Genomic DNA, 23,767 nt, shown 5'->3' on the forward strand with positions numbered 1-23,767 from the left:
CTCAACTCCGTCGATGCACATTGAGCCGGTGCTCGACGAATAGCGAATAGCGCGAGATGCCGAAGCACATCACGAAATACATGATGCCGGTAAAGGCAAAACCGGTGAACAAGGTCGTCGGCGTCGACCAGTTCGGATCGGCAAAGGATGCGCGGAGCTGACCGAGCAGATCGAATAGCGCGACGATGGACACCAGCGATGTATCCTTCAGCAGCGCGATGAAGCTGTTGACGAGGCCGGGAATGACATGGCGCAGCGCCTGCGGCATCACCACCAGACGCGTTGTCTTCCACCAGGACAGACCCAGCGCACTTGCCGCCTCCGCCTGACCGCGGGGGATCGCCTGCAGTCCGCCGCGGATCACCTCGGCATTGTAGGCGCCGGCAAACAGCGCGATGCCGATCAGCGCACGCACCAGGCCATCGACAGTGAAATTGCCAGGCAGGAACAGTGGCAGCATATAGGTGGCAAAGAACAATACGGTGATCAGCGGCACGCCACGCCAGAATTCGATGAAGGCGATGGAGAACAGACGGATCAGCGGTATGGTCGAGCGTCGACCCAGCGCCAGCGCCATGCCCACCGGCATCGACGTGACGATGCCGGTGATCGATACCACCAGCGTCACCAGCAAGCCGCCCCACAGCCGCGTATCGACAATCGGCAATCCGCCGCGATCGAGCCGCAGCAAGGCGATGACAGCGGCGATCCCCATAAAGACGGAAATGCTCTTGGCGAGTGCCTGCCAGCCACTGCGGAAACTGCCGTTCAGCGCGAAGATGAGCAGTGAGACGCTGATCGCGGTGACGGTCAGTTCGAACCAAACGGCCTGGCCCCGATTGACGCCTTCGTTGCGTATCCACTCAAACGGCCGCGCGACAAGCTGCAGGCCGTCGCCGAATGCTACGACGCCGTCGCCTATCAGCGTCAGCGGATAACCGATGACGGCTATATCGGACAGAAGGCCCATGCCCCTGAGCCGGCGACCCACATCCGTGATGTGGACCGCGACGGTCGACAGAAAATCCGCGGCCCAACTGATTCCGAAGCCATTGATGCCACCGCCATACAGCAGGAAGAACGCCACGACAGGGAAGGCAAGGAAGAACAGTCCGGCATTCACGCTCTTCGCGGGCAGACGCGGGATCAGCAGCGGCAACAGCAATAGCGCGCCGAGCAGGAAAGTGAGATTGACGCGCCAGCGTTCCGACTCAGGATAAAAGCCGTAGATAAACTGCGTGAATTTGGCCTGCACGAATGGCCAGCAGGCGCCGACGGCGTGGCCAGTATTTTCCGGCAGGCACGCCGTGCGGTCCTGCCCCTGCCAGACGGCGTCGATCAGCAGGAATTTGACCGTGGGGGCAATGGTGAACCACAGCAGCAACAGGCTGACGACAGTCAGCAGAATATTGGTCGGTGAGTTCAGCAGCCGCGCCTGCACAAGGCCCATGACGCCCGTACTGCGCACCGGCGCGGCGCGCTCCGCGATCAGCTCTCTGGCAACGAAGCTGGTGTCGCTCATGCGCCCATGCTCCGCGAGATCCGCCAGCCATAGACGCTCATGAGCGCGCTCGTGACCAGCGAAATCACGAGATAGACCGCCATGGTGATGGCGATGATCTCGATGGCCTGCCCGGTCTGGCTCATGGTCGTCCCGGCAAAGACCGAGACCAGATCGGGATAACCGATGGCAACAGCCAGCGACGAGTTCTTGGTGAGATTGAGATACTGGTTGGTGAGTGGCGGCAGGATCACGCGCATCGCCTGTGGCACCACGATCAGTCGCAGCGTTGCACCCCGGCTAAGTCCAAGCGATGCGCCCGCTTCGGTCTGTCCCTTATGCACCGACTGGACGCCCGCGCGCACGATCTCGGCGATGAAGGCGGCGGTGTAGGTCGAGAGCGCCAGTGTCAGCGCGACGAACTCCGGCAGCACACGCAGGCCGCCCGAAAAATTAAAACCTCTCAATACCGGATACTCGAATGTCACGGGCTTGCCGAGCACGAGCACCGTCAGCAACGGCAAGCCGATCAGCAAGCCCAAGGTGATCGGCCAGACGGCTATTACACGCCCCTTGGCGAACAGCTGCTGTCGCGCATAAACGCGCAACACCATCGCGGCGATGATCGCAACGATCACAGCGACCGCAACCGCCGTGAAAGCCTCCGTCCCGATCGGCTTCGGCAATCCAAAGCCGCGATTGCTGAGAAAGAAACTGTCCAGCAGCGAGATACTCTGTCGCGGCTGCGGCAACGTGGCGAGCACGGCAAGATACCAGAACAGGATCTGGAACAGCAGCGGCAGGTTACGGATCAGTTCGACATAACCGCCTGCGATCCGCGCCAGCAGCCAGTTCGGCGACATCCGGCCGAGCCCGACGATGAAGCCGATGATGGTCGCAAAGAATATGCCAATCAGCGACACGACCAGCGTGTTCACGAGGCCGACAAAGAACACCTGCAGATAGGTGTCGGATTCCGAATACGGGATCAGCGCCTGACTGACCGCAAAGCCCGCGGTGTTTGACAGGAATCCGAAGCCGGATGCGATCTTCTGCGCGGCCAGATTGCTGCGCGCATTCTCGACGATCTCATAGCCTATCCAGACCAGCGCCGCGACGAACACGACCTGGAGCACAAAGCCACTCCAGCCCGCCTGCCCGCCCAGCACGCGCCGCAATTTTGCAGCGAGTTGCAGCGGCGGTTTTCTGGCTTCGGTCGATGTCGCCACGGGCGATGATGCGCTCAGCGGATCGGCGGCGCGTATTGGATTCCGCCCTTGTTCCAGAGCTGGTTCAGTCCGCGCGAGATCCCGAGCTTGGAGCCTGCGCCGACATTGCGGTCGAACACCTCGCCGTAATTGCCGGTCGCCTTGATGATGCGCGCGAACCAGTCCTTGGTGAGGCCCAGTGTTTCACCGAGATTGCCGTCGGTGCCGAAGATGCGCTTCAGCTCAGGCTTGTCGGATTTCGCCTGGTCATCAACGTTCTTCTGGGTAATCCCGAGCTCTTCGGCATTGACCATCGCGAACAGCGTCCAGCGCACCACATCGAGCCACTGATCATCGCCATGACGCACCAATGGGCCAAGCGGCTCCTTGGAAATCACCTCAGGGAGCACGGCATGATCTGCAGGCACTGTGAGCTTTAGGCGTTCTGCATAAAGTTGCGAGAGATCAGCCGTGAAGACGTCGCAGCGGCCCGACTCATAGGCTTTGATAGTCTCGTCGGCGGTCGAGAACGCGATCACTTCATACTTCATGTTGTTGCCCTTGAAATAGTCGGCAACATTCTGCTCGTTGGTGGTGCCGGTCTGTAGGCAGATCGAGGCGCTGTTCAGCTCGAGCGCCGAGTTCACCTTGAGCGCCTTGCGGACCAGAAAACCCTGGCCGTCATAGTAGTTGATACCGGCGAAGTTCACGCCAAGCGACGTATCGCGCGACAGGGTCCAGGTCGTATTGCGCGACAGCACGTCGATCTCGCCGGACTGCAAGGCAGTAAAGCGATCCTTCGCCGAGAGCGGCACATATTTCACCTTGGTAGCATCGTTGAAGATCGCCGCCGCGATGCCGCGGCACAGGTCGACGTCGAAGCCCACCCAGTTGCCCTTGTCATCCGGCGCCGAGAAACCCGGCAAGCCCTGGGTAACGCCGCAGGACAGCATGCCGCGGTCCTTCACGGTCTTGAGCGTCTGCGCAGATGCGCCTTGCGCGGTCAGACTGGCGGCAAGAGCGAGAGAGAACATCAAGGTTGCGCGTTTCATGTAAGGCCTCTTTGGGGACGTCAGGACGCTCGGTCGACGCAAAGAATTGAATGACGAGCCTACGGATCAGTTCCATAGCCGTGAATGGCCCGACCGGAAAGGCGAACGACAGCAGAGACGATCTAAAAAGACCGCACGAATCAGCAGGAAATCGCAGATTTCGCGGCAGGCCCCCCAACGTGCCGCGGGGGATCGCGAGGTCCGCAACAGAGAACGATCAGCCAGCCGGGTCAAGGGGTTGACGGCCATCCGCCGTGTCCTCTTAGTGACGGAACCAGCCATTCGGCAACCCAGATGCCAATGGCCTTGCAACACCTGCAGACCGGCGGCCCCATTATGACAGCTTCGAACGATAATCACGGCACCACCTCGCTCGACACGGACACCGTGATCGTCACCGCCGGCCGCGACACCAAATCGCAGCGGGGCTTCGTCAATCCACCGGTCGTGCGTGGCTCCACGGTGCTGTATCCGACCGCCGACGACCTCCACGCGCATCGCGGCGAGTTTCAGTATGGCCGCCACGGCACGCCGACCACCAAGGCATTGCAGGAAGCGCTGATGGCACTGGAAGGCCCGAAATGTGCCGGCGTGGGGCTCGTGCCATCGGGCCTCGCCGCGATCTCGACCGCCCTGCTCTCGGTGCTCAAGGCCGGCGATCATCTCCTCGTCAGCGACAGCGCCTATCGGCCGACACGCAATTTCTGCAACGGCATGCTGGCACGCTACGGCATCGAGACCACCTATTTCGATCCGCTGATCGGCGCCGGCATTGAAGCGCTGTTCAAATCGAATACCCGCGCCGTCCTGGTCGAAGCGCCGGGCTCACAATCCTTCGAAATGCCGGATGTGCCTCTCATTGCCGGCATCGCGCATGCGCGCGGCGCGCTGGTGCTCGACGACAACACCTGGGCCACGCCGCTGTATCATCGCTCGCTCGAACAAGGCGTCGATATCAGCATCCAAGCGGCGACCAAATATATCGGAGGTCACTCCGACATCATGTTCGGCACCATCTCCGCCAATGACGCAGCCTGGCCGCTGATCAGCGAAGGCATCAGGCTGCTCGGGACATGCGCCGGCCCGGACGACGTCTTCCTCGCGCTGCGCGGGCTACGCACAATGTCCGTCCGGCTCGCGCATCATCAGCGCTCGGCGCTGGAGATGGCCCGGTGGCTGGAGACCCGCCCCGAAGTGCTGAAGGTGCTGCATCCCGCTTTGCCCAGCCATCCCGGCCACGCCATCTGGAAGCGCGACTTTACAGGCGCATCCGGCCTGTTCAGCATCATCCTGAAGCCGTCTTCGCAAAAAGCCGTCGATGCCCTGCTCGATACCGTCAAGCTGTTCGGCATGGGCTACTCCTGGGGTGGCTTCGAGAGTCTCGTCATCCCGTTCGACTGCTCGGATTATCGGAGCGCGACGACATGGGCACCCGGCGGTCCGGCCCTGCGGTTTCATATCGGGCTGGAAAGTGTCGATGATCTGAAGGCCGATCTGGAGCGAGGCCTGGCGGCGTTCAATGCGGCGCTTTGATCGGTGAGGACGCCAGACGAAGACGCTCAGCTATCGAGCGTCTTCGATCCGCTGCCGCGGTTCTTGATGATCAGCATGATGTTGCGGACATAGATCACCGTGGCGAAGGCCTGGCCGAGGATGATCACCGGCTCTCGCTTGGCTATGCCGTAGATCAGCGTCATGAACCCGCCGGCCATGGAGAAGAACCAGAAGGCCATCGGCACCACGCTCTGTCCGGCGCGTTCGCTGGAAATCCATTGCACGAGAAAACGCGCGGTAAACAGCAGCTGCGCTATCAGGCCAAAGGCGAGCCAGAAATCGAACTTCGCGACGAAGACGTCGTAGATATAATCGCCAAGCGCCTGACCATATTGAATCAGCATTTATTTGAACTCGGTTGCGACCGGCGTCGTACGCTTGCGGCGGATCAACCACCAGACGCCGGCGAGATCCATGATGCCGATCCAGAGCCGATCGAAAAATCCGTAATTGGACACACCGGAATGGCGCGGCCGATCGGTGACATCGACATAGGCTATGTCGAAGCCCTCACGGCGCACCAGCGCCGGAAGGAAACGATGCAGACCATCGAAATAAGGCATCGACAAGAACACATCACGGCGGAACGCCTTCAGACCGCAGCCGGTATCACGGGTACCGTCCTTGAGGATCGCATTGCGTACGGCATTGGCGATCTTCGATTGGGCTTTCTTGAAGCCGGTATCCTTGCGGCCAACGCGCTGCCCGGCGGCGAGACCAACACGGCCGCCGCCATCCTGAATGGCCAAAATCAGGTTGGGCAGGAATGCCGGATTGTTCTGGCCATCGCCGTCCAGCGTGGCCACGATGGCGCCGCGGGCGTTGCGCACGCCGGTTCGCACGGCGGCCGACTGGCCCGATGACGCAGCGTGGTCGATGCGACGCAGGTTGGCGCGCGTTTGCATCAACTCGGCGAGCCGTGCTGGCGTCGCGTCGGTGGAGCCGTCATTGACGTAGATGATCTCATAGGGCCAGCGGCCGTCGAGCGCGGCGGTGATCTCGGCGATCAAAGGCGCGACATTGTCCTGCTCGTTGCGCACGGGCACGACAATGGAGACGTCGACGGGGGCAGCTTCGGGAGCGGACAAATCGGAGCTCATGGTTGGAGGGCGGTCCTGCGGGAACTTGTCGCAGCCAGCCCGGCGAAGACCGCTTATTATGGGGCCGCGGTCCCGCGGGCAACCCTTTTGAGATGGCCTGCGGACGGCCCTGGCAGCGGGTCGATCGTGCCGTCCTGGTGAATGGTGAACGCCAGATGTCGGGCCGCAAACCAGTATCGCACCGTCATGGCGCCAATCCAGCCGACCAGCCCGCCGCCGACCACGTCACTGGCGTGATGCGCCAGCAGGACGAGACGGCTAGCGCAGATCGCGACTGCGTAGACGATCATCACCGTGCGCAGCCGCGGCCAAAGCGCGGCGACCGCGAAAGCCAATGCGAAACTGGTGGTCGCATGACCCGACGGGAAACTGGCATAGGCCGGCGTCCAGGCGAAATGCGAAAAGTGAAAGGGGTCTGCCGCGCCACTGACGAAAGGTCGGCCACGGCCGAGCATGCCTTTGATGATTTCAGCTACGAAGACCGACAGCGCGACCGACAGGAAGATGTACTGAATGCGCGTGCCGAAGCTGACAAGTACGGCGCGCGACGTGCCGTGCCGCAGCGGCGCCAGCAGGGCCAGAACGATCATAAACGCGAACAACGCCAGCAGGACATATTCGTCCTTGCCGAAGTCAGTGAAGATACGCAGCGGCCACAGGCCAGCCGTGCCCCGCGCCGGCATCAGTCCGATCTCGGTGGCATCAACGATGAACATCAGTGCGATGATGATCACGGCTGTCACGGCGCCAAGCGCCAGCGAACGGCGCGCCCAATAACGAGCAGCTTCGGCTCGCCGCGAATGCGACGGTGCGCGAACGAGCTGTGCGAATGACTGCCAGACCAGCGCAACGAGTTGCGACAGATAGGTCTGTGGCTGCGATTTGTCCGGGGCTACCATTACTCGGTCCCTTCGGAGCGATAGATCGCCACCGAAATCGCTTTGCCCTGCGAGAAGTTATAGCCGTCGATGCGGGTTGCCATGTTGTAGCGCAGGCCGATGGCCTCAGCGCGCATCGCGAACTGGCGTTCTGAACGCAGTTCGACAAGCGCGAAGCGACAGCTGCCCTGCCGGAGGAAATCCGCCGCGCCGGCACCATCAGTGAGTTGTGTGGATGTGCCGGTCATGAACACCAGGCTCGGCTCGTGATATCCCGCTGCCGCAGCCTTGGGACCGACGCAGACCACGTTACGCAGCGCACGTGCGATCTGCACGCTTGGAAACAGCGGTCGGAGCGACGGCAGCAGCACGCCGTAAAAGGCGGCGCTCATGAACAGTGAGGCCACAACCGCATTCAGCAACGAGCGTTCTGCGCGGGCGTTATCATACAGCCACCAGGCAAACAGGCCGAACACCAGTGCTGCGGCGGCAAATGGCCAGGCCAGAAACACCGGGTGGCGGACGATCGCGACGGCACCGATCTCGGCGACCACAGCGGTTAGCGCCGGGATCGCGAACCACCAAGCCGCGCCGCGCGCCAGCCAATTGCGCGCCAGCACCTGGCGCTCGAGCGCACCGATGACGAGAATAGCGATCGCCGGATAGAGCGGCAGCACGTAGTGCGGCAGCTTGGTCATCACGACTTCGAATACGATCCAGGACGGGATCAGCCAGGCCAGCAGATATTGTGCGCCGGGCTCGCGTCGCGCGCGCCAGATCGCCGGCGTGGCCATCCCGGCCAGCGGTGCCCCGGGCCAGAAGGTGATCCAGAACAGCAGGAAATACATGCCCGGAGGCGCGCCGTGGGATTCCTGCGCTGCCAGTTTGCTCAGCATGTCGCCGCCGAGCGAATTGGAGAAGAACGCTTGCCCCGACTTCAGGAAGATCGCGACGAACCACGGCAGTACCAGCAACAACATCCAGACGACGCCAACCAGCGGCCGTAATCGCCACAGCCACGCGGCCGAGCGATCCATGATCGCCAGTGCAATGATCGTCAGCCCGACGAACATCAGGATCAGCGGTCCCTTGACGAGTATGCTGACCGCCATGGCCGTCCAGAACACCGCCGGCTCCTGCCAGCGGGCCTTGTCGGCCTCCTCGCCGCGCTGCCACGCCAGGTAAATCCGCGCCATCGCGCCCATCACGGCGACGACCGTCAGCAACAGCATGGCGTCGGTCTTGGCGAGCCGGGCCTCGACGTTGAGCAACACCGAACTGCACATGATCAACGCAGCCAACACGGCGCCGCGCCGCGTCAGGAAGGCCAGCGCGGTCCAGTAGGTCAGCAGCACTGCACCAATGGCGCCGATCAGCGACGGCACCCGATAGAGCCAGATGCGAACTTCAGCATTCTGCAGGCCGAGCGCGTCGGCGGTCTCGACCACGGCCGCCTGCATCCAGTAGATGCCGACCGGCTTCTTGTAGCGGACCTCGTCCTGGAACCGGATGTCGACGAAATCGCCGGTCTCGACCATCTGCTTGGTCGCCTGGGCGAAGCGGGCTTCGTCGCGGTCGATCGGCGGGATGGTGAAGAAGCCCGGCAGGAAGAACAGGAATCCGCAAATGGTCAGGAAAGCGGCCGCACGGGCATGGCCGGAGCTGACGAAATCAAGCACGCGCACCAGTCTGCTGCCTGGATCGACACGGGTTTTCGGCTCGCGCGGGGCGCCAAATCGGGGTCTTGGATAGGTCTCGGCCATGCCTGTCGCATACGCTGAAACCACCGACCGGACAACCAGTTAGCCCGTGCTTATTGGATTCTGACCACAACTGTGTCTGCGGTGCCCATGGCGTCCATGACCGTCAGCCGGACGAAACCCGGGCCAGGCGGGTCGATCAGCCGCTGACGCCGGCTGTCGAGTTCCCCGGCGGCCATGCCGTTGACCAGAACGGTCATGGGCAGCATCCCGCCGGCGACCTTGACCGGTATGGCCGAAAGCTGCCCCTCGCCGCCACTGGCATCGATCCGGGAACCGTTCAGCGGGAACTGGATGTGCAGGGCCTGATCGCTGCCGGTACGGATCAACTCGCCGACCGGGCGGAACCGACGCAGCGGCAGCGGCAATTTTGCATTACTGGCCATCAGCACGCCCTTGGGCGCCTTCGGCAACGAAGCCGGCAGCTTGCCGGTCCGGGCAAAGGCATCGAACAGGATCGGAGCCGCCGCCGTACGACCGACCAAGCCGGGCACCGGCGCGCCATCGGGCCGGCCGACCCAGACGCCGATGGTCATGCGTCCGTCGAAACCGACCGACCAGGCGTCGCGATAGCCGTAGCTGGTGCCGGTCTTGAAGGCGATCCGGTTATGCGCGGCATTCTCCGGCGGCGGCGTGCCGATCAAGACATTGCCGACCTGCCAGGCTGCGACCGGATCCATCAGTCGCAACGACTCGCGATCGCCGCCGCCATTGGCCTGCATGATCTCCCGCAGCGGCTTCGAACTGCCGAGCCGCGCCACGCCCGTATAGAGCTGAACGAGGTCCTGCAGCGTAATACCGACGCCGCCGAGGCCCATGGCCAGACCGGGCGCCTCGCCGGGCGGCAGCACCAGATTGCCACCCGCCTGCTTGAGCCGTGACGACAGCCGCGATGCGCCGACACGATCGAGCAGTGCGATAGCCGGGACGTTCAGCGAGAGCTGCAGCGCCTTGCGCACCGGCACGGTGCCCTGAAAGCTCATGTCGAAATTCTCCGGCGCGTAACTGCCGAAGCGCACCGGCCGATCCTCGATCAGGCTTTCCGGATGCACGAAGCCATCCTCGAAGGCGAGGCCGTAGATAAACGGCTTCAGCGTCGAACCGGGCGAGCGCACGGCGCGCGTCATGTCGACCTGCCCCGCACGACGATCATCGAAATAATCGGGCGATCCGACATGGGCGAGCACGTCGCCGCTCTCGTTATCGACAGCGATGAGGCCGATGGAGATATTGTTGCCCAGCGTCGCCGCGCGATCACGCGCGAGGCCTTCAAGCGCACGCTGGATACCCGCATCGAGCGCGAGCCTGATAATCGAGCGATCCTTGTGCAGTGATGTCGCCTGATCCGCCGAATGCGGCGCCAGGATCGGCATCGGCTTGCGCAGCTTTGGCACGCTGACGGATTTCGCCTGCATGGCATCGGCAGCCGACACCCTGCCCTCGCCGACCATACGTTCGAGCACGCGGTCGCGCGCCACGCGGGCATTGCCGGGACGGCGATCAAGCCGGCGGTGTTCCGGCGATTGCGGCAGCGCTACGAGCAATGCAGATTCCGCCAGCGACAGCCGTTTGGGCTCCTTGCCGAAATAGGCGATCGACGCGGCGCGAAGACCTTCGAGATTGCCGCCGAACGGCGCCAGCGCCAGATAGAGATCGAGGATCTGATCCTTGCTCATCTGCCGCTCGATCTGCAGCGCACGGACGGCTTGTCTGATCTTCGCCGATATCGAGCGTTGCTGCCGTGGTTCGATCAGCCGCGCAAGCTGCATCGTGATGGTCGAACCGCCCGACACGATCTCGCCGCGGGTGACGAGCTGCAGCGCGGCGCGGCCGAGCGCCAGCGGATCGACGCCATGATGGCTGTAGAAGCGCTTGTCCTCATAGCCGAGCAGTATGTTGAGATAACCGGGATCAACGGACGTCCTCGCGTCGACCGGAAGCCGCCAGCGTCCGTCGGTCATGGCATAGGCGCGCAGGAGCTTGCCGTTGCGATCGATAACGGTGGTGGAGATTTTGCGGGCCTGGTCGAGCGGCAAAGGGCCGAGGGAGGCCACCCACGCGGTGGTCGCTGCACCAGTCAGGACCACAACTACGGTGGCAGCGGCGACAGCCTTTCGGATAAGCCACCAGCCTCTCCTCACGTCGTGGCCGCGCTTGTCCCGGCCATCCACGTCTTGCCCACGATCCACACAAGAATACATGGATCCCCGGGACAAGCCCGGGGATGACGGAGTGTGTGGTGTGGACGTGCCCTCGCTCATTTCGCCTTCGCGACCTCGACACTGCCCGTCCCCGTCCGCCCGTAGCGCGACGGATTATACATGTCTTCCACATAGGCCTGCGGCAACACATACTTTCCGGGTGACACCGCGCGAACAATATAGGCGACCGTGAACACCGCCTTGTCGTCGCTCTTGCGGTCGATGGCCGCGGTGAAGCGGTCATCGCGGAATTCGGTGTTCTCGGGTTCTTCGCCATCCTCGATCCAGTCCAGCGTGCCGCTGTCACCCGACGACACCAGATGCGGATTGTCGATCTCGAAACCGGCCGGCAGATAGTCGGCCACCATGATGTGCCCGTATTCCGGCTTGGCCTCGGTGATCTTCAGCACCACGGCAAAGCGATCGTTCTGCTTGGCCTTGGTGACGTCGGCAGGCTTGCCGTCGAGCGTGAAGTAATTGCGCTCGATCTTGAAGCCGTTGGATGCCGCCGGCTCTGGCGTGATCGGCGAACCGGACACCGAGACGACCGCCTGCACCGGCGTATCGCCAGTGTTGGTGATCTTGATCGGTTGCCCGGACATCTCCGCCGCCTTGTAGCTGCGATAGAGGGCGGTCTTCACAGCCGAGCCGTTGACGTCGAGCGCCAGCGTGTTGGCTTCCTTGGCCAGCGCACGCGATGCCAGCACCAGCCACGCATTCTCCTGCGTTGAGGTGAACGGCGTCAGGCCGCGCGCGGCCTCGACACGCTGGACCGCCTGCGTCAGCGTTGCCCGCGGCGCATTGCCTTCGCTGGCCAGCGAGACCAGCGCGGCCGCGTCGCGGAGCGCTGAGCCGTAATCGACGCGGCCAAATTCGATGGCCGGCTTCGGAGCGAGGCTTTCGACGGCCGCCGCATAGACACGTTCTGCACGGGCACGGTCACCGACCAGCGCCAGCGCCGCCGCCAGCTGTGACTTGGCGATGGGCGTCGCCAGGTTCTTCAGCTTGGTGTCGGCGAGATAGCGCAGATCGCCGATTGGCGCAGTGCCGTTCTTGGCCAGCACGTAAAGCCCGTAAGCAAGATCGCGGCCGCCATCCTTCTCCGGTTCGTCAGCATTGACGACCGAATTGCGCACGCGGTCGAGCGCGGCACGGAACAGCACGTCCGGCACCACAAAACCTTTTTCGCGGGCGCGGGTCAGGAAGTCCGTGACATAAGCATCGAGCCAGGCATCGTCGCCGCCCGCCGACCACAGGCCGAACGAGCCGTTCGAGCCCTGACGCGCCAGCAGTCTGTCGATCGAGTCCTTGATGCGCTGATCGACACCGGTATCCATCGCCAGATGCGCGCCGGCCGCGAGATCGTTCACATAGAGGAGCGGCATTGCGCGGCTGGTGATCTGCTCGGAGCAGCCATAGGGATAGCGATCCAGTGCCTTCAGGATGGTCGCTGCATCAAGTGCTGTGGACAGGCTGACCGACAGCGAGACGCCGCCGGTGCCCGATACGAGATCGGAGAACATGTCCGATGTCAGCGTCAGGCTCTCGCCCTTCGCCAGCGTGCGGATCGAGCGCCGCGCCAAGACCTGCGTCGCCGCCTTGACGTCGAGCACATAGTGCCGAGCCAGTGTCAGCCCGTTCGGTCCCTTGATATCGACGTCGAACTGCGCCGTGCCTGCACCGGATGCATCGATGGCCAGCGCCATCGAGGTCCGCTGTTTGGCCGCGAGCTTGATCGTCGTCGCCGGATTGCCGGTCACCTTGACGGGGCCGGAGGTCTTTACAGCGATGGTATAGTCGCCGGGGGCGCCTTCGACATTGTCGAGGTCAAAGCTCATGGTGCCCTTGTCGCCGGACAGCAGGAACCGCGGCAGCGTCGCAGTGAGCACCACGGGATCGCGCACCGTGACGTCCACAGTGGCGCGGCCGAGTTTAGTCGCGGTCCAGGCCACGGCCATCACGCGGGCAGTGCCGGCGAATTCGGGAATCTCGAACTCGATCTGCGCAGTGCCGTCGGCGGCCACGGTGACGATGCCGGAATACAACGCCATCGGCTTCTGGGTCGGCGGCGAGCCCTCGATCTGAGCGCCGGCACTATCGCCACCAGTGCGCAACTGGCCGCGGGTGCCCTGCATGCCGTCGATCAACTGCCCGTAGATGTCGCGAATTTCCGACGTCATGCGGCGCTGGCCGAGATAATAGTCATCGGGCGCCGGCGGCTTGTAATTGGTCAGGTTGAGAATACCGACATCGACGGCGGCAACGACGATCTTGGCGTCCTCACCGGGGTTGAGCCCGCCGAGTTTCACCGGCAGCTTCAGCGTCGAGCTCGGGCGGATCAGCGCGGGCGGCGACAGTGCAACGTCGAGCGTGCGTGCTTTTTTGTCGATACCGAACCACTTCAGGCCGATGGCACGGCCCGGCATCCGCTTCGCGGCGGTGTCCATCGGCCGGCGCAGCGTGGCCACCACATAGGCGCCCGTGCCCCAATCCTTGCCGACTGGGATCTTGATCTGCGACTGGCCTTCCTTGACGGCGATGCTCTGGGTCGTCAGCAGGCGGTCGCCGAGCACATTGATTGTCAGAAGGCCGGCTGTGCGGGCATTGACCGAAACGATCATGGTGTCGCCCGACAGATATTCCGGCTTGTCGATGGAGGTCTCCAGCAGGTCCGGCGTATCGGCGCTGCCGTCGGAATACCAGCCGACATCGAACTGCACCGAGGTGATCGGGCCGTCGGCTTCATTCGATTTCACGTCGAGCCGATAGCGGCCGGGCTGCGGCTGCAGCGAGATACGGGCCGGAGCATTGGCGGCAACGGTGAGATCGCCATCGGCAACGCGCTTGGTCGATTTGACCGGTTCATAGTCCCAGGACGAATTCTGCCGATACCACTGGTAGCGGGATTCCATCTTGAGCAATTCATAACGCAGGCCGCTGCGCGCCAGCGAGGTTCCCTCCGGCGACACGACCACGACGTCGAAAGCGGCGCTGTCCCCCTCGGCCACGTTCTTGTCCTTGAACAGCGGCTTCACGCCGATCATCGGCGCGCTGGGCGCAACCGGCAGTACGAACTTGCGCTCGACGGCACGGCCGCCGGCTTCGGTCATGCGGATGAAGATCTGCGCCTCCTGCGGCCGCGTCGAGGACGGCGGCTTGGCGAGGCTGACCGGGAACGTCGCGACACCATTGGCATCGGCCTCCGGCAGGCCTTCGATCGGCGTCCGCTCATTGCTGGCGCTTTCCTCGTCGGTAACGCCGAACTGGTAACCAGCGAATCCTGAGCGGTTCGCGGCAGGGCTGACAAGCAGATCGCCTTCTAGCTGCAGGCCCGACGCGGGCGCGCCATAGAGGAAACGACCATCGACTTTAAGTTCTACAGGAGCATCAGCTTTGATTAGCTTATCCTTGGAAGATATATCGAATTCAATCCGATCCGGGACGTAATCCTCGACCATGAAAGTGGTCTCGCCGACCGACGGCGCCTTCGGATCGGTGAAGGCACGAACGCGCCAGGTGCCCGTTGGAACCGCCGAATTCAGTGGCAGCGTCAGGCTGCGACCGCCTGCGCCCTGGTCAGGCAGGACGGCGCGGCGGAACTCGACGCCATCGGGGCGCTCGACCACGAGAGTCATTGGGCCCGAGGTCACGGCATTGCCCTGCCCGTCGCGCAACAGCGCGGTGAGATAGACCGTCTCGCCGGAGCGATAAACGCCGCGCTCGGCATAGACGAAGGCATCGGCACCGGCAGGAACCGCGCGGCCGGAGACGCCACGATCACTGAGATCGAAGGCGTTCGATTTGAGACTCAGGAACGCATAGTCGTTCTTGTCTGATGTCACCGTCAGTAGTGCCGGCGACAGACCGCCCTCGCCCTTGGCGAGCCCCGCCTCGAACAGCACATGGCCGGAGTCGTCGGTCTTCCTGGTCGCAAGAATCTCGTTGTTGCGCGCGACCAACCGGACGTCGGCCTTGGCCATCGGATCGGTCGAAGCGAGCGAATTGACGAACACGTGGATGCCGTCATTGCCCGAGAAAGCCGTGAGACCAAGATCCGACACGATGAACCACTGGGTCGCCAGCGAGCCGTCGTCATCGCCACCGCCCGAGCCCGGCCCCTTGGCCGCCGCGGTCATCACATAGACGCCTGGCTGCAGCTCGCCGATGGCCTGATCGACGGGGAATGCCGTGGTGACGTCGGCATTGAGCGTCGACGCCGTGGCCAGCTCGCCGGTCCAGACCTTCATCCCGCGCTCGTCGCCGAGGCTCTCGAGCTGGTACTTGCTCAGTGCCGTCTGGAAGTCGCTGCCGATGACGGTGTTGATCAGATTGCGGTCGCCGATCCGGAACACATTGACGGTGACCGACTGGGTATTGACCGAGACCACGGGGATGCCCTGCTGGCCAGTGCGCGGCAGCACATAGGCGCGGCCGGTGAAACGCACGAACGGCTTGCGGTCGCGCACATAGATGTTGAACTCGGCCGATTTCGGCAGGCTCTCCTTCACCGTCGATGGCAGACCGGCACGCAGGTTGATATTGTAGCGCTCGCCATGCTTGAGGCCCTCGACGCAGAGCTGCTTCTCCTCGGAGGTCAGGGCCGGCTTGTCGCTGCCGGCGAGCGCTAGGAACGGCGCGAAATCGACCCGCTTGGCGAGTTCTTCCGAGAACTGGAAACAGGCCCGTGGCGAGGCGGAATCCGAGTCCACGGTGTAATCGAGCAACCGGAAGCCGTGATCGTCGCGCAGCTTCTCGTATTGGCCGCGGACGTCGGCGACCTCGCGCATCTCGAGCGACAGGCGCAGCGCGTCCAGCGCCGGGCGCCACAGCTTGCGTTCTTCCATGGCCCGGCCGAGCACGGCCAGCGCCTCGGCCTCCTCGCCGGCATTGCCGGCGCGCTGATAGGCGATATAGGCGGCGGTCGCGGCGCGCTCGCGCAGGAAGGTGGTTTCGGACGAGGTTGCCGGGCGGATCTGGAAGATCGTCTTGGCGAGCCGCAGCCAGTTGGCGCTGTCATCCGGCGCAATCGCCACGATCTGGCCCAGCGTCTGCAGACCGGCCCGGAAATCCGAGCGTTTGAAGGCCGCGTCCGCGTCGGTGCGCAAAGTTGCCGCGCTCTTGGCGACAGGCCCTGCCTCACTCTTGATCTGCGCCTCGAGCTTGATCGCGGAATCCGCCAGCTCGTCCCGTCGGAAAGCCTTGTCGGCCGCGTGAGCCGAGACGAGGCCGAACGCCAGTGTGGCGCAGACAGTGACGGCGCGAACCAGACCAATCATGGACAACTCCCCTGCACGGACGAATGCCGCCTGGATTCAAATGTGCGTAAAAACGGTGACGGACTCATGGCCAGCTTGTTCGCGAGTCTCTCGACCGGCGCAACGCGAGACACGACGATTGCTGGCAACATCATGTGACGAACCCGGGTAACTCAAATCGCAGCCCCACGCGCAAGCCGCGGGCATCATGGCGGCGGACCCTGTCGAAAGCAAAGCCACGTCACCGCCGATTGGTCGCGCCTGTGTAGGAAACGGTTCGAGCACGCGCCCACGATTTTGGTGACAGTTTTACAACGGGTCATACGCGCATGAACGGCCGGCCCGGCCCGTGATCGCCCCCTACGCGTTTTAATCAAACGCGACACGTTAAGACTAAAAGCAGCCTGTTGGGGACGACGCGAGATCACGGGTACCCAAGTCTTCCAGCTGCGGTCAGATGGGTGTGCCTTGCGGCACCGGATGATCACGGCGATCGCCCGCCCGCTCGGTCGTTCTGGGCGCATCGCATCATGATCGAACTTCTTTTGGCGACAAGTTCACTGGCGGGCCTCGCCGTCGGACTCGTCGGCCCCGTATGGGTCATTGTCGTGACGACCGTGCTGGTCGCTGTCCTGTCCGCCGCCGTGACATGGGGCCAGGGATTTCCGGCGCTGGGCGGTGTGGCGGTCACGACGGGATGTCTGATCGCGTGCCAGATCTCCTATATGGCCGGCCGTTTCGTAACCAGGCAATACGGCTTCCCGGAGCAGCTATTTGAGGATGACGTCGACGGCGAGCCAGGCGATCCCGGCCAGCGCGGCATCTCCGATGACAATGGCAAGGACGGCAAGCCACCATCGCGGCCCCCGCCGTCGAAGCCTTAGGGCGCGCCAGTCCGGCAACAGCGACGCCACGCGACAATCCCCGAACGGGACAGGAATCGAAGCGACGTCAGAGGCACAGACGGACGTTCGGTTTTGGGACGAAAAGCGGATCAAGTCGGCACACTTTCTGGCTGAAATCGCGGGTTCACCGCTCAATCAGCAAGAGAAAGGCCAGCTCACCAACCGCCCAAACGCTTGAAAACCGTGTCCGAATCCGGCCAATTCACCCGGTCTGTCCAAGCCATACCGACGATGATATGACGACGCGCCGGTCCCATAGCTCAACTGGATAGAGTAACGGATTTCTACTCCGTGGGTTGCAGGTTCGAATCCTGCTGGGATCGCCATCCTCGCGCAGGCTGGCGACGCGCGCTGACGGTCAAGCCAGTCGCAAAACACCTCTATTCGGCCCCATAGCGCCGTCGTCAGAAAGAGTGTCCAGCACGACGCGCCGGATGCCTGCAAAGCCGTGCGGCTCGCGATGGGCCACCATCACGAGTGTGGCGTCCGGCAATTCGCTGCGCAGCAGCGCCATGACGATGCGTTCGGATTCCGCATCCAGCGCACTCGTCGCCTCGTCGGCAAAGATCCAGTCAGGCTTGCTGACCATCAGGCGCACCAGCGCCAGACGCTGCTGCTCCCCGACCGACAGGCCACTGGCACGGTGGTCCCCGGCGTCGAGACGCGGACCGAGGCCGACCCCGCGCAGCAGCCGCTCCACGGTCTCACGCGGCACGCTGCCAGGATCGGCGGGATAGACCGCGGCATCCATCAGGGAACACAGCGGCATGTAGACCTGCTGTGGCATGAAGGCGAGCTTGCCCGACGGCAACGTCACCAGTCCTTCCGCATGCGGCCACAGCCCGGCCAGCGCCTTGATCAGCGTACTCTTGCCAAGACCTGAGGCGCCGCTGAGCCAGACAGTCTCCCCGCGCGCGACCGAGAGGTTCGGGAGTTCAACCAGCATACGGCCGTCCGGGGCGCGGATACCGAGACCGCGGATCTGCAAGCTGCTGTCGCCGGATCGCTCGCGGCGCAGCGCATGTGGCTCCGGCGCTGCGCCGTCCATGGCATCCATGAAGCCCTGCAGACGCCGCGTCGTCGCCACAAGGTCGGAGATAAACTTATAACTGAAGATGAACCAGGACAGCGTCGTGACGACGTTGGTAAAGGCGGCAGCGAGTTGGGTCAGTCCTCCCAACGTGATCTTGCCAGCCAGAAAGGCCGGCAATGCCAGAAACGTTGGAATCCGCAGCACACTCTGGAAATAAGGCCGCGTAAACAGGCCGTAGATGAACTCGCGACGGATCACCTGATGCCAGACACTCACCACGTCGTTGAACCTGTCGGCGAGCATGCGTCGCTCCGCCGTCTCGCCGTCTGAGAGTGCAATGGCCGATGCATTCTCGCGCATATGGACGAGCGCAAACCGAAAATCGGCCTCTCGCCGCTGCTCATTCATCAACAAACCAGGCAGTTGCCGCCCGAGAACATGGGTCAATGTGGTCGCCAGTGCCACGTAGATCGGAGCGGCCCAGACCATGTAGCGCGGGATTTCGATCCCGACGCCCCATAGCGAGAACTGCAGCGCAAAGGTCGACAACTGCCAGAGCAGCATGACGTAGGACACGAGCCCGATCAGGCTCATCATGAAATCCAGGACACCGGCACGGATATCGTCCTTGCTGCCCAGGATCGCCTCGGCGAACATATTGCAATCTTCGGCAATGCGCTGATCCGGATTATCGACCTTGGCATGACCGCCAAGGCTTGGATGCAGAAACCAATGCGCCTTGTTGGTCGTCCAACGCTCCAGCAGCGTGTCGGACAGCCTTTGCCGCCAGCGAAACTGCAGCCTCCGCTTGCAGTATTTGGCGATGAGATAGAGGCTGGCAGAAATTCCGACGAGAACGGCGAACACGCCGATCTGGGTGATCGCAGCCTGCCCATCTATCTTCTGCAGCGCATTGAAGAAGTCGGCGCTCCACTGCACCTGCCGCAACGTGACTTGAATGATCGCAAGCTGGCAGGCGACGATGACGACCAGCAACATCAGGCTGAAGCCACTCCCCGGCCCGGTCGCCGCGATCCAGACGAACCGCCAGATCTGATGGATGATTGCGCGCATGATGATGGCCTGTCGTTATCTCTGTTCAACAGCAGAAGCCGGAGCCGAACTAGTGCCCGGCTCCGGCTGATTTCATGTGCCCGACGCGATCAGAACGCGTAGCTGGCGCCGACTTTAAAAGTCCGCCCTGGTGCGGTCCGCAGTTCGATCGGATTGGCCATCGCCACGGCAGCGGTTGCCGTGTTGGTATAAGTGGTCGTTCCCGCAAGCGAAGGGAAATAACGGGCGTCGCCGATATTCAGCACCGATGCGCGCAGCGTCAGGCCTGGTGCGATCTGCGGCTTGTAACCAACGATCGCATCGAACACGATGTAGCTGTCGGGCCGGTAGTAGGTCGGATCGCTGCGTGACAACGCACCGGCGGACCAGGTCGAGATCAGCTGTGCATCGAAGCCGTTCGGCCGATCATTATAGCGCACACCCATCACGCCGGAGAACGGCGTGGTACCATCGAACGCAGTTTCTGCGCTGGTGGCAGTCGCCTTCTGTGTGCCTTGGGTATAGGCTACCGAGAGGTTCGCACTCCAGTAGTCGGTGAAGTGATATTCGGTGGCGAATTCGAAGCCCAGCAGATTCACCTTCGAAAGGTTGGCATAGGTCAGGTCGAACAGGCCGGGGAAGTTGGTGCTCGGCGTATTGACGAAATTCTGGATGAAATCCGTGTAGTCCGACTTGAACACCGTGGCCGTGAAATAGCCCTGCGTGAACTGGCCGCGCAGACCGATCTCGTAACTCTTGACCTCTTCGGGACGCAAACCGGGATTCGGAACCAGATCCATATTGGTGCCGGCACCACCAGGCAGCGACGTATACAACTGCTGCGACGTCGGCATCTTGAAACCCTCGGCATAGCGACCGACCAGCGAGAAGTTCTCATCCAGCTTGAACACTGAGCCGAACTGCTTCACCAGCTTTTCACTCTGGACGTCGCGTGGTTCCTTACCCGCCACCGCGCGATAGAACGGATTTGGCCGCGGATCGAGCTCGTAAGTGGCGTAACGGACGCCGGGTGTCAGGATCCAGCGATTGTTGAGCAGCGATATTTCGTCCTGGATGAAGCCATCGACGCGGGTTGTGGTCGCATCGGCGAAATTGAAGCCTCCGGCGTTCGCAACGGTAGTTATGTTGGTGGTCAGGTTCGTTGTCGTGTCACGTCGTTGGTAATCGGTCTCGGCAACGCTGGCATAGACGCCATAAGTGAAAGCGTGACGCGCCCATGGCGTGTTGAAGGACGAATTGAACTGGATATCGCCCTCGGTGAACTGTTCCTTGTAGTCCAACAGGAAGTCCAGCCGATCTAGCTGGCCGTTGGCGAGACGGCGCTGGCGAACGCCAGTGAAGTCGCGCTCCTGATCCGAATGCGAGACCTGCCATTTGATCTGGTCGATCCAACCTGCGTTCGGGGTGTACTTGTGCGCGAGCGTATAGCGCTCGCGGCTCTGGATCTGGTTTCGGATGTAACTCAGATTGGTGATGCCGGTCGACTGCAGCCCGAGATCCAACCGTTGATCGACGGTGGCACTCTTCCTAAGGAAATCTGCCGTAAACTTCACTTCGTTCTGATTGTCGGGTGTCCAGACCAGTTTGTTGAGCACGCTCACATCATCGCCATCCAGCGGGTTCAGCTGATTACAGCGAATAGCTGCCGCCGGACGTGGACATCCATAGATGCCGCCGTCGGCGCGTGCCTTGGACAGCGTGCCCTCGCTATAGCTGCGCTGCGAGGCGCTGATCATGGCAGCGAAGTCGCCGAAACGAAACGCGGTCGTGCCCGTCTTCACCCAGCTCTTGTCGTATGAATCGTAATTCGTATCGAGCTGACCACCAAAATTGCGGCCCTTCAGGTAGTCCTCGGGGTCCTTGGTGACGAAGGCCACCACGCCGCCCAGCGCGTCCGCGCCCCACATCACGCCGGCCGGACCGCGCATGATTTCTACGGCCTTCAAGTTCGACATATCGATGAAGTCGCGGTTACCGTCGACAATGCTCTCGATGACACGCGTGCCGTCAACGAGCATTTGAACGCGGTTGTTCGAGACGCCACGGATCGTGAAGCCGGCGAGATTGCCGAATGGATCGGTTGATGAGGTCACTTTGGCGACCGAAATGCCTGGCTCGTAATGAACCAGGTCCTGCACGTCGCGGACCATGCGATCGTCGAGCTCCTTGCGTCCGATCACCGTGACGTTCTGAGCCAGGTTCAAGACGTTCCGTGCGTTACGATCGGCATAGACGCTGATCGGATCGAGCGACACACCGTAGCTGGCAGCAATCCGATCCGCGGCTTCCTGACGCTTCTTCTCGTCGGCGGTCTGGCCATGAGCTGCGCCCATGAGCACGATGGGAAGTGCAAGTGCGAGCATGGTCGTGCTGCGCGCGGCGGTCGCCCTTCGGCGGATAGTCCCGGTCATAGTGTCCCTAGCATTTTCATGTACTCGCTGAGGACCGTTTCGTTTCTTAATGTATTCGAGTCAATTATATCGCCTCAATAAAGTCCTAAAATCGCCTCCTCGAAGAAAGAATACATTTAAGAACATCGATATTACTTTTAATTATTGTAATTCTACTTTCGCCTCTGCTGCTACTCTGGCCTTGTGCTCTTCAATGGCCTTCAGCATTTTCGCCGGCATCGGCGCTTCGGGATCCGGTTCATCGAGCCGGAAGACTGCGTCGGAAATTCCTGATGCATGTGAGACGTCGATTTGTGCGGACGTCGTCGGCAACAGCACACCCGTCGACGTCACACCGAGATCAGCGAGCTGATATGGCGTACCGTGGCCATATTCGAGATGGCCGCGCCCGATGATGCCGATCACCAGTGGCGGCTCCGGCTCCGGCTGCTGCAATGCCCGCGCAATGCTGCAGGCGAAGGCACGGTCCCAAGTCTGCTGCGCGCGAACGAAACGATCCGTTGCTGAAGATGGCGGCGCGGCAGCGCCGTCGGCGACGGGGCCACGACCGAGACCGAGATTGGCGAGATACTGCCGATAGGCAGGCGTTGCTTCCGCCGATGGCGTCAGGCCATCGCGCTCGTTTTCGGGGATAGCATCCCACCCTTCCTTACCGACGCGCGTCACCAGCGGGCGATGACAGTTTAGCGCCAGCATCTTCACGCGATGCTGCCGGCAGAAGTGAAACAGCGGCAGATAGAGCTGCGCGTCAAAGCCCCAAACGGTGCCCCACTCGACCTTGTCGAGAAACGCGTCCGTGCCGAGCTCTCCATCGACCCATTCGTCGAGCACGGCCTGTACGCGGCGCGGAAACATCTCGAAGCCGACGGCGATATTCGGGCGGAGAAAACGCAGCACCGTGGCGACGTGCAGTTGCCAGCGATGGATTTCTGCAACCGTGTGAGTCTCGCCGAGAAGCACCACCTGCCGCGTTGCCATCTCGGCGAGCAGCGCGCGCTCGTCGAGATGCTCGCCACTGGTCGGATCGAGCCAGGTCGCGCGCGGGTGATCGCGCATCACGCAGCTCCGAATGCCGTGGCGGGACCCCGCAGGAACAGGCCGAGCGATTTGTCGCCGGGGCCGATCGCCACGAGTTCGACAGTACCGTCAGCGGCGACATCGCTTCGCTTCCACGCCGTGACGCCGCCGCCGCGCAAATGGAGATGGAAGTCCGATGTGATGATGTTGACGTAGCCCATGGCCGGATTGATCTCGGGAACGAGCCCGTGCCAGCGCTGCGTCACGCCCGGCCGACGCATCTCGATCGTGATCTCGGCTTCGGCCGCGCGCGCGGCCTTGAGCGGTTGCAGGCCAACATCATCCGCATCCAGTGTCGCAGGCGCAGACTCCAACGCCGGCTTCACCAGCGGTTCGATGGCAACGCCTTCGAAAGCCTTGAGTGCGGTATCGAACGGCTCGACGCCTTCGAGGCCCACTACGCTGAACACGATCTTGCCGGTCGGTTCCTGAAATTCTATCCGCGGCAGGACTTTGTCCTTCATCTTGCTCGAATAGTCGACGACGACCTGCGACAAGTTGTTCAGGTTGATTTCGCTGTCATGTGCAGGACCGACGCAGAACATCATGGTGCCGTCACGTTCGAGTTTCTGCACGACACCGATGCGTTCGAGCACCACGTCATCGTCGCGTACCGCGATCATGATGCGGCCAAGCAATGGCAGGCGGCTGAACACGTTGAGGGGTGGCGCCAAGAGCTGGCGGCGAAGGTCTGCTTGCTGGTCCATGATCTTTCCAAGACGCGTAATCGCGATTACGTCGTCTCTGCAGCACGGAAC

General features: G+C 62.5%; 15 protein-coding genes and 1 tRNA gene. 3 read left to right on the top strand and 13 right to left on the bottom strand.

Annotation, left to right across the window (positions count from 1 at the left end):
- Nucleotide 1: 1 nt before the first annotated feature.
- Genes SFY93_RS18895 through SFY93_RS18905 form a run of 3 tightly spaced genes read right to left on the bottom strand, consistent with a single transcriptional unit; the run spans nucleotide 2 to nucleotide 3,761 of the window.
- Nucleotides 2-1,522 carry an amino acid ABC transporter permease gene (locus SFY93_RS18895; RefSeq protein ID WP_320444186.1) on the bottom strand — a complete coding sequence of 507 codons (1,521 nt, stop codon included), beginning with the start codon at nucleotides 1,520-1,522 and terminating at the stop codon, nucleotides 2-4.
- Nucleotides 1,519-2,730 carry an amino acid ABC transporter permease gene (locus SFY93_RS18900; protein WP_320444187.1) on the bottom strand — a complete coding sequence of 404 codons (1,212 nt, stop codon included), beginning with the start codon at nucleotides 2,728-2,730 and terminating at the stop codon, nucleotides 1,519-1,521. Before SFY93_RS18900 ends, SFY93_RS18895 begins: the two co-directional genes overlap by 4 nt.
- A gap of 14 nt (nucleotides 2,731-2,744) precedes the next feature.
- On the bottom strand, nucleotides 2,745-3,761 hold the full coding sequence (locus SFY93_RS18905; protein ID WP_093758538.1) for an amino acid ABC transporter substrate-binding protein: 1,017 nt from the start codon (nucleotides 3,759-3,761) through the stop codon (nucleotides 2,745-2,747).
- A gap of 336 nt (nucleotides 3,762-4,097) precedes the next feature.
- Here SFY93_RS18905 and metC point away from each other — a divergent pair, with 336 nt between their 5' ends.
- Complete coding sequence (gene metC, locus SFY93_RS18910) at nucleotides 4,098-5,294, top strand: cystathionine beta-lyase (protein ID WP_320444188.1); 1,197 nt, start codon at nucleotides 4,098-4,100, stop codon at nucleotides 5,292-5,294.
- A 26-nt stretch (nucleotides 5,295-5,320) separates the two neighbouring features.
- On the opposite strand, the gene SFY93_RS18915 is transcribed toward metC, so the two are convergent.
- From SFY93_RS18915 to SFY93_RS18940, 6 genes are read right to left on the bottom strand one after another with little or no spacing between them, the layout of a single operon-like run.
- Nucleotides 5,321-5,659 carry a lipid-A-disaccharide synthase N-terminal domain-containing protein gene (locus SFY93_RS18915; RefSeq protein ID WP_068736456.1) on the bottom strand — a complete coding sequence of 113 codons (339 nt, stop codon included), beginning with the start codon at nucleotides 5,657-5,659 and terminating at the stop codon, nucleotides 5,321-5,323.
- Nucleotides 5,660-6,415 (bottom strand): glycosyltransferase family 2 protein, encoded by a 756-nt coding sequence (locus tag SFY93_RS18920; RefSeq protein WP_120289651.1) that lies wholly within the window; start codon nucleotides 6,413-6,415, stop codon nucleotides 5,660-5,662.
- 56 nt (nucleotides 6,416-6,471) lie between these two features.
- The gene (locus SFY93_RS18925; protein WP_175368988.1) at nucleotides 6,472-7,314 is read right to left on the bottom strand and encodes a phosphatase PAP2 family protein; all 843 of its coding nucleotides are present in this window, start codon (nucleotides 7,312-7,314) and stop codon (nucleotides 6,472-6,474) included.
- Nucleotides 7,314-9,056, bottom strand: coding sequence for an ArnT family glycosyltransferase (locus SFY93_RS18930; protein WP_320444189.1), 1,743 nt, complete (start codon nucleotides 9,054-9,056; stop codon nucleotides 7,314-7,316). Before SFY93_RS18930 ends, SFY93_RS18925 begins: the two co-directional genes overlap by 1 nt.
- Before the next feature lie 50 nt (nucleotides 9,057-9,106).
- Nucleotides 9,107-11,314, bottom strand: coding sequence for a penicillin-binding protein 1C (gene pbpC / locus SFY93_RS18935; RefSeq protein ID WP_414716932.1), 2,208 nt, complete (start codon nucleotides 11,312-11,314; stop codon nucleotides 9,107-9,109).
- Nucleotides 11,311-16,530 carry an alpha-2-macroglobulin family protein gene (locus SFY93_RS18940; RefSeq protein ID WP_320444191.1) on the bottom strand — a complete coding sequence of 1,740 codons (5,220 nt, stop codon included), beginning with the start codon at nucleotides 16,528-16,530 and terminating at the stop codon, nucleotides 11,311-11,313. The genes pbpC and SFY93_RS18940 overlap by 4 nt, the downstream gene beginning before the upstream one ends.
- A 509-nt stretch (nucleotides 16,531-17,039) precedes the next feature.
- Between SFY93_RS18940 and SFY93_RS18945 the strand changes: the two genes are divergently transcribed.
- Both SFY93_RS18945 and SFY93_RS18950 read left to right on the top strand, forming a co-directional pair.
- Complete coding sequence (locus SFY93_RS18945; protein WP_320444192.1) at nucleotides 17,040-17,393, top strand: hypothetical protein; 354 nt, start codon at nucleotides 17,040-17,042, stop codon at nucleotides 17,391-17,393.
- A 270-nt stretch (nucleotides 17,394-17,663) separates the two neighbouring features.
- A tRNA-Arg gene (locus SFY93_RS18950) sits at nucleotides 17,664-17,740 on the top strand.
- 32 nt (nucleotides 17,741-17,772) lie between these two features.
- Here the strand turns inward: SFY93_RS18950 and SFY93_RS18955 are convergent.
- From SFY93_RS18955 to SFY93_RS18970, 4 genes are all read right to left on the bottom strand, one after another.
- The gene (locus SFY93_RS18955; protein WP_320444193.1) at nucleotides 17,773-19,521 is read right to left on the bottom strand and encodes an ABC transporter ATP-binding protein/permease; all 1,749 of its coding nucleotides are present in this window, start codon (nucleotides 19,519-19,521) and stop codon (nucleotides 17,773-17,775) included.
- 89 nt (nucleotides 19,522-19,610) lie between these two features.
- Nucleotides 19,611-21,884 carry a TonB-dependent hemoglobin/transferrin/lactoferrin family receptor gene (locus tag SFY93_RS18960; RefSeq protein ID WP_320444194.1) on the bottom strand — a complete coding sequence of 758 codons (2,274 nt, stop codon included), beginning with the start codon at nucleotides 21,882-21,884 and terminating at the stop codon, nucleotides 19,611-19,613.
- 189 nt (nucleotides 21,885-22,073) lie between these two features.
- Nucleotides 22,074-22,988: a ChaN family lipoprotein gene (locus tag SFY93_RS18965; RefSeq protein ID WP_320444195.1), complete on the bottom strand. Its 915-nt coding sequence runs from the start codon at nucleotides 22,986-22,988 to the stop codon at nucleotides 22,074-22,076.
- On the bottom strand, nucleotides 22,988-23,716 hold the full coding sequence (locus tag SFY93_RS18970; RefSeq protein WP_320444196.1) for a hypothetical protein: 729 nt from the start codon (nucleotides 23,714-23,716) through the stop codon (nucleotides 22,988-22,990). Before SFY93_RS18970 ends, SFY93_RS18965 begins: the two co-directional genes overlap by 1 nt.
- Between the last annotated feature and the right edge of the window lie 51 nt (nucleotides 23,717-23,767).

The sequence above is a fragment of the Tardiphaga sp. 42S5 genome (genome assembly GCF_034044155.1).
GTDB classification, from domain to species: Bacteria; Pseudomonadota; Alphaproteobacteria; order Rhizobiales; family Xanthobacteraceae; genus Tardiphaga; species Tardiphaga robiniae.

Bases quoted from the DNA above. Each gene is read 5' to 3' on its own strand.
- SFY93_RS18895 (WP_320444186.1), bottom strand. From the start codon at position 1,522: ATGAGCGACACCAGCTTCGTTGCCAGAGAGCTGATCGCGGAGCGCGCC.
- SFY93_RS18905 (WP_093758538.1), bottom strand. From the start codon at position 3,761: ATGAAACGCGCAACCTTGATGTTCTCTCTCGCTCTTGCCGCCAGTCTG.
- metC (WP_320444188.1), top strand. From the start codon at position 4,098: ATGACAGCTTCGAACGATAATCACGGCACCACCTCGCTCGACACGGAC.
- SFY93_RS18915 (WP_068736456.1), bottom strand. From the start codon at position 5,659: ATGCTGATTCAATATGGTCAGGCGCTTGGCGATTATATCTACGACGTC.
- SFY93_RS18920 (WP_120289651.1), bottom strand. From the start codon at position 6,415: ATGAGCTCCGATTTGTCCGCTCCCGAAGCTGCCCCCGTCGACGTCTCC.
- SFY93_RS18925 (WP_175368988.1), bottom strand. From the start codon at position 7,314: ATGGTAGCCCCGGACAAATCGCAGCCACAGACCTATCTGTCGCAACTC.
- SFY93_RS18930 (WP_320444189.1), bottom strand. From the start codon at position 9,056: ATGGCCGAGACCTATCCAAGACCCCGATTTGGCGCCCCGCGCGAGCCG.
- pbpC (WP_414716932.1), bottom strand. From the start codon at position 11,314: ATGAGCGAGGGCACGTCCACACCACACACTCCGTCATCCCCGGGCTTG.
- SFY93_RS18940 (WP_320444191.1), bottom strand. From the start codon at position 16,530: ATGATTGGTCTGGTTCGCGCCGTCACTGTCTGCGCCACACTGGCGTTC.
- SFY93_RS18945 (WP_320444192.1), top strand. From the start codon at position 17,040: ATGATCGAACTTCTTTTGGCGACAAGTTCACTGGCGGGCCTCGCCGTC.
- SFY93_RS18955 (WP_320444193.1), bottom strand. From the start codon at position 19,521: ATGCGCGCAATCATCCATCAGATCTGGCGGTTCGTCTGGATCGCGGCG.
- SFY93_RS18960 (WP_320444194.1), bottom strand. From the start codon at position 21,884: ATGCTCGCACTTGCACTTCCCATCGTGCTCATGGGCGCAGCTCATGGC.
- SFY93_RS18965 (WP_320444195.1), bottom strand. From the start codon at position 22,988: ATGCGCGATCACCCGCGCGCGACCTGGCTCGATCCGACCAGTGGCGAG.
- SFY93_RS18970 (WP_320444196.1), bottom strand. From the start codon at position 23,716: ATGGACCAGCAAGCAGACCTTCGCCGCCAGCTCTTGGCGCCACCCCTC.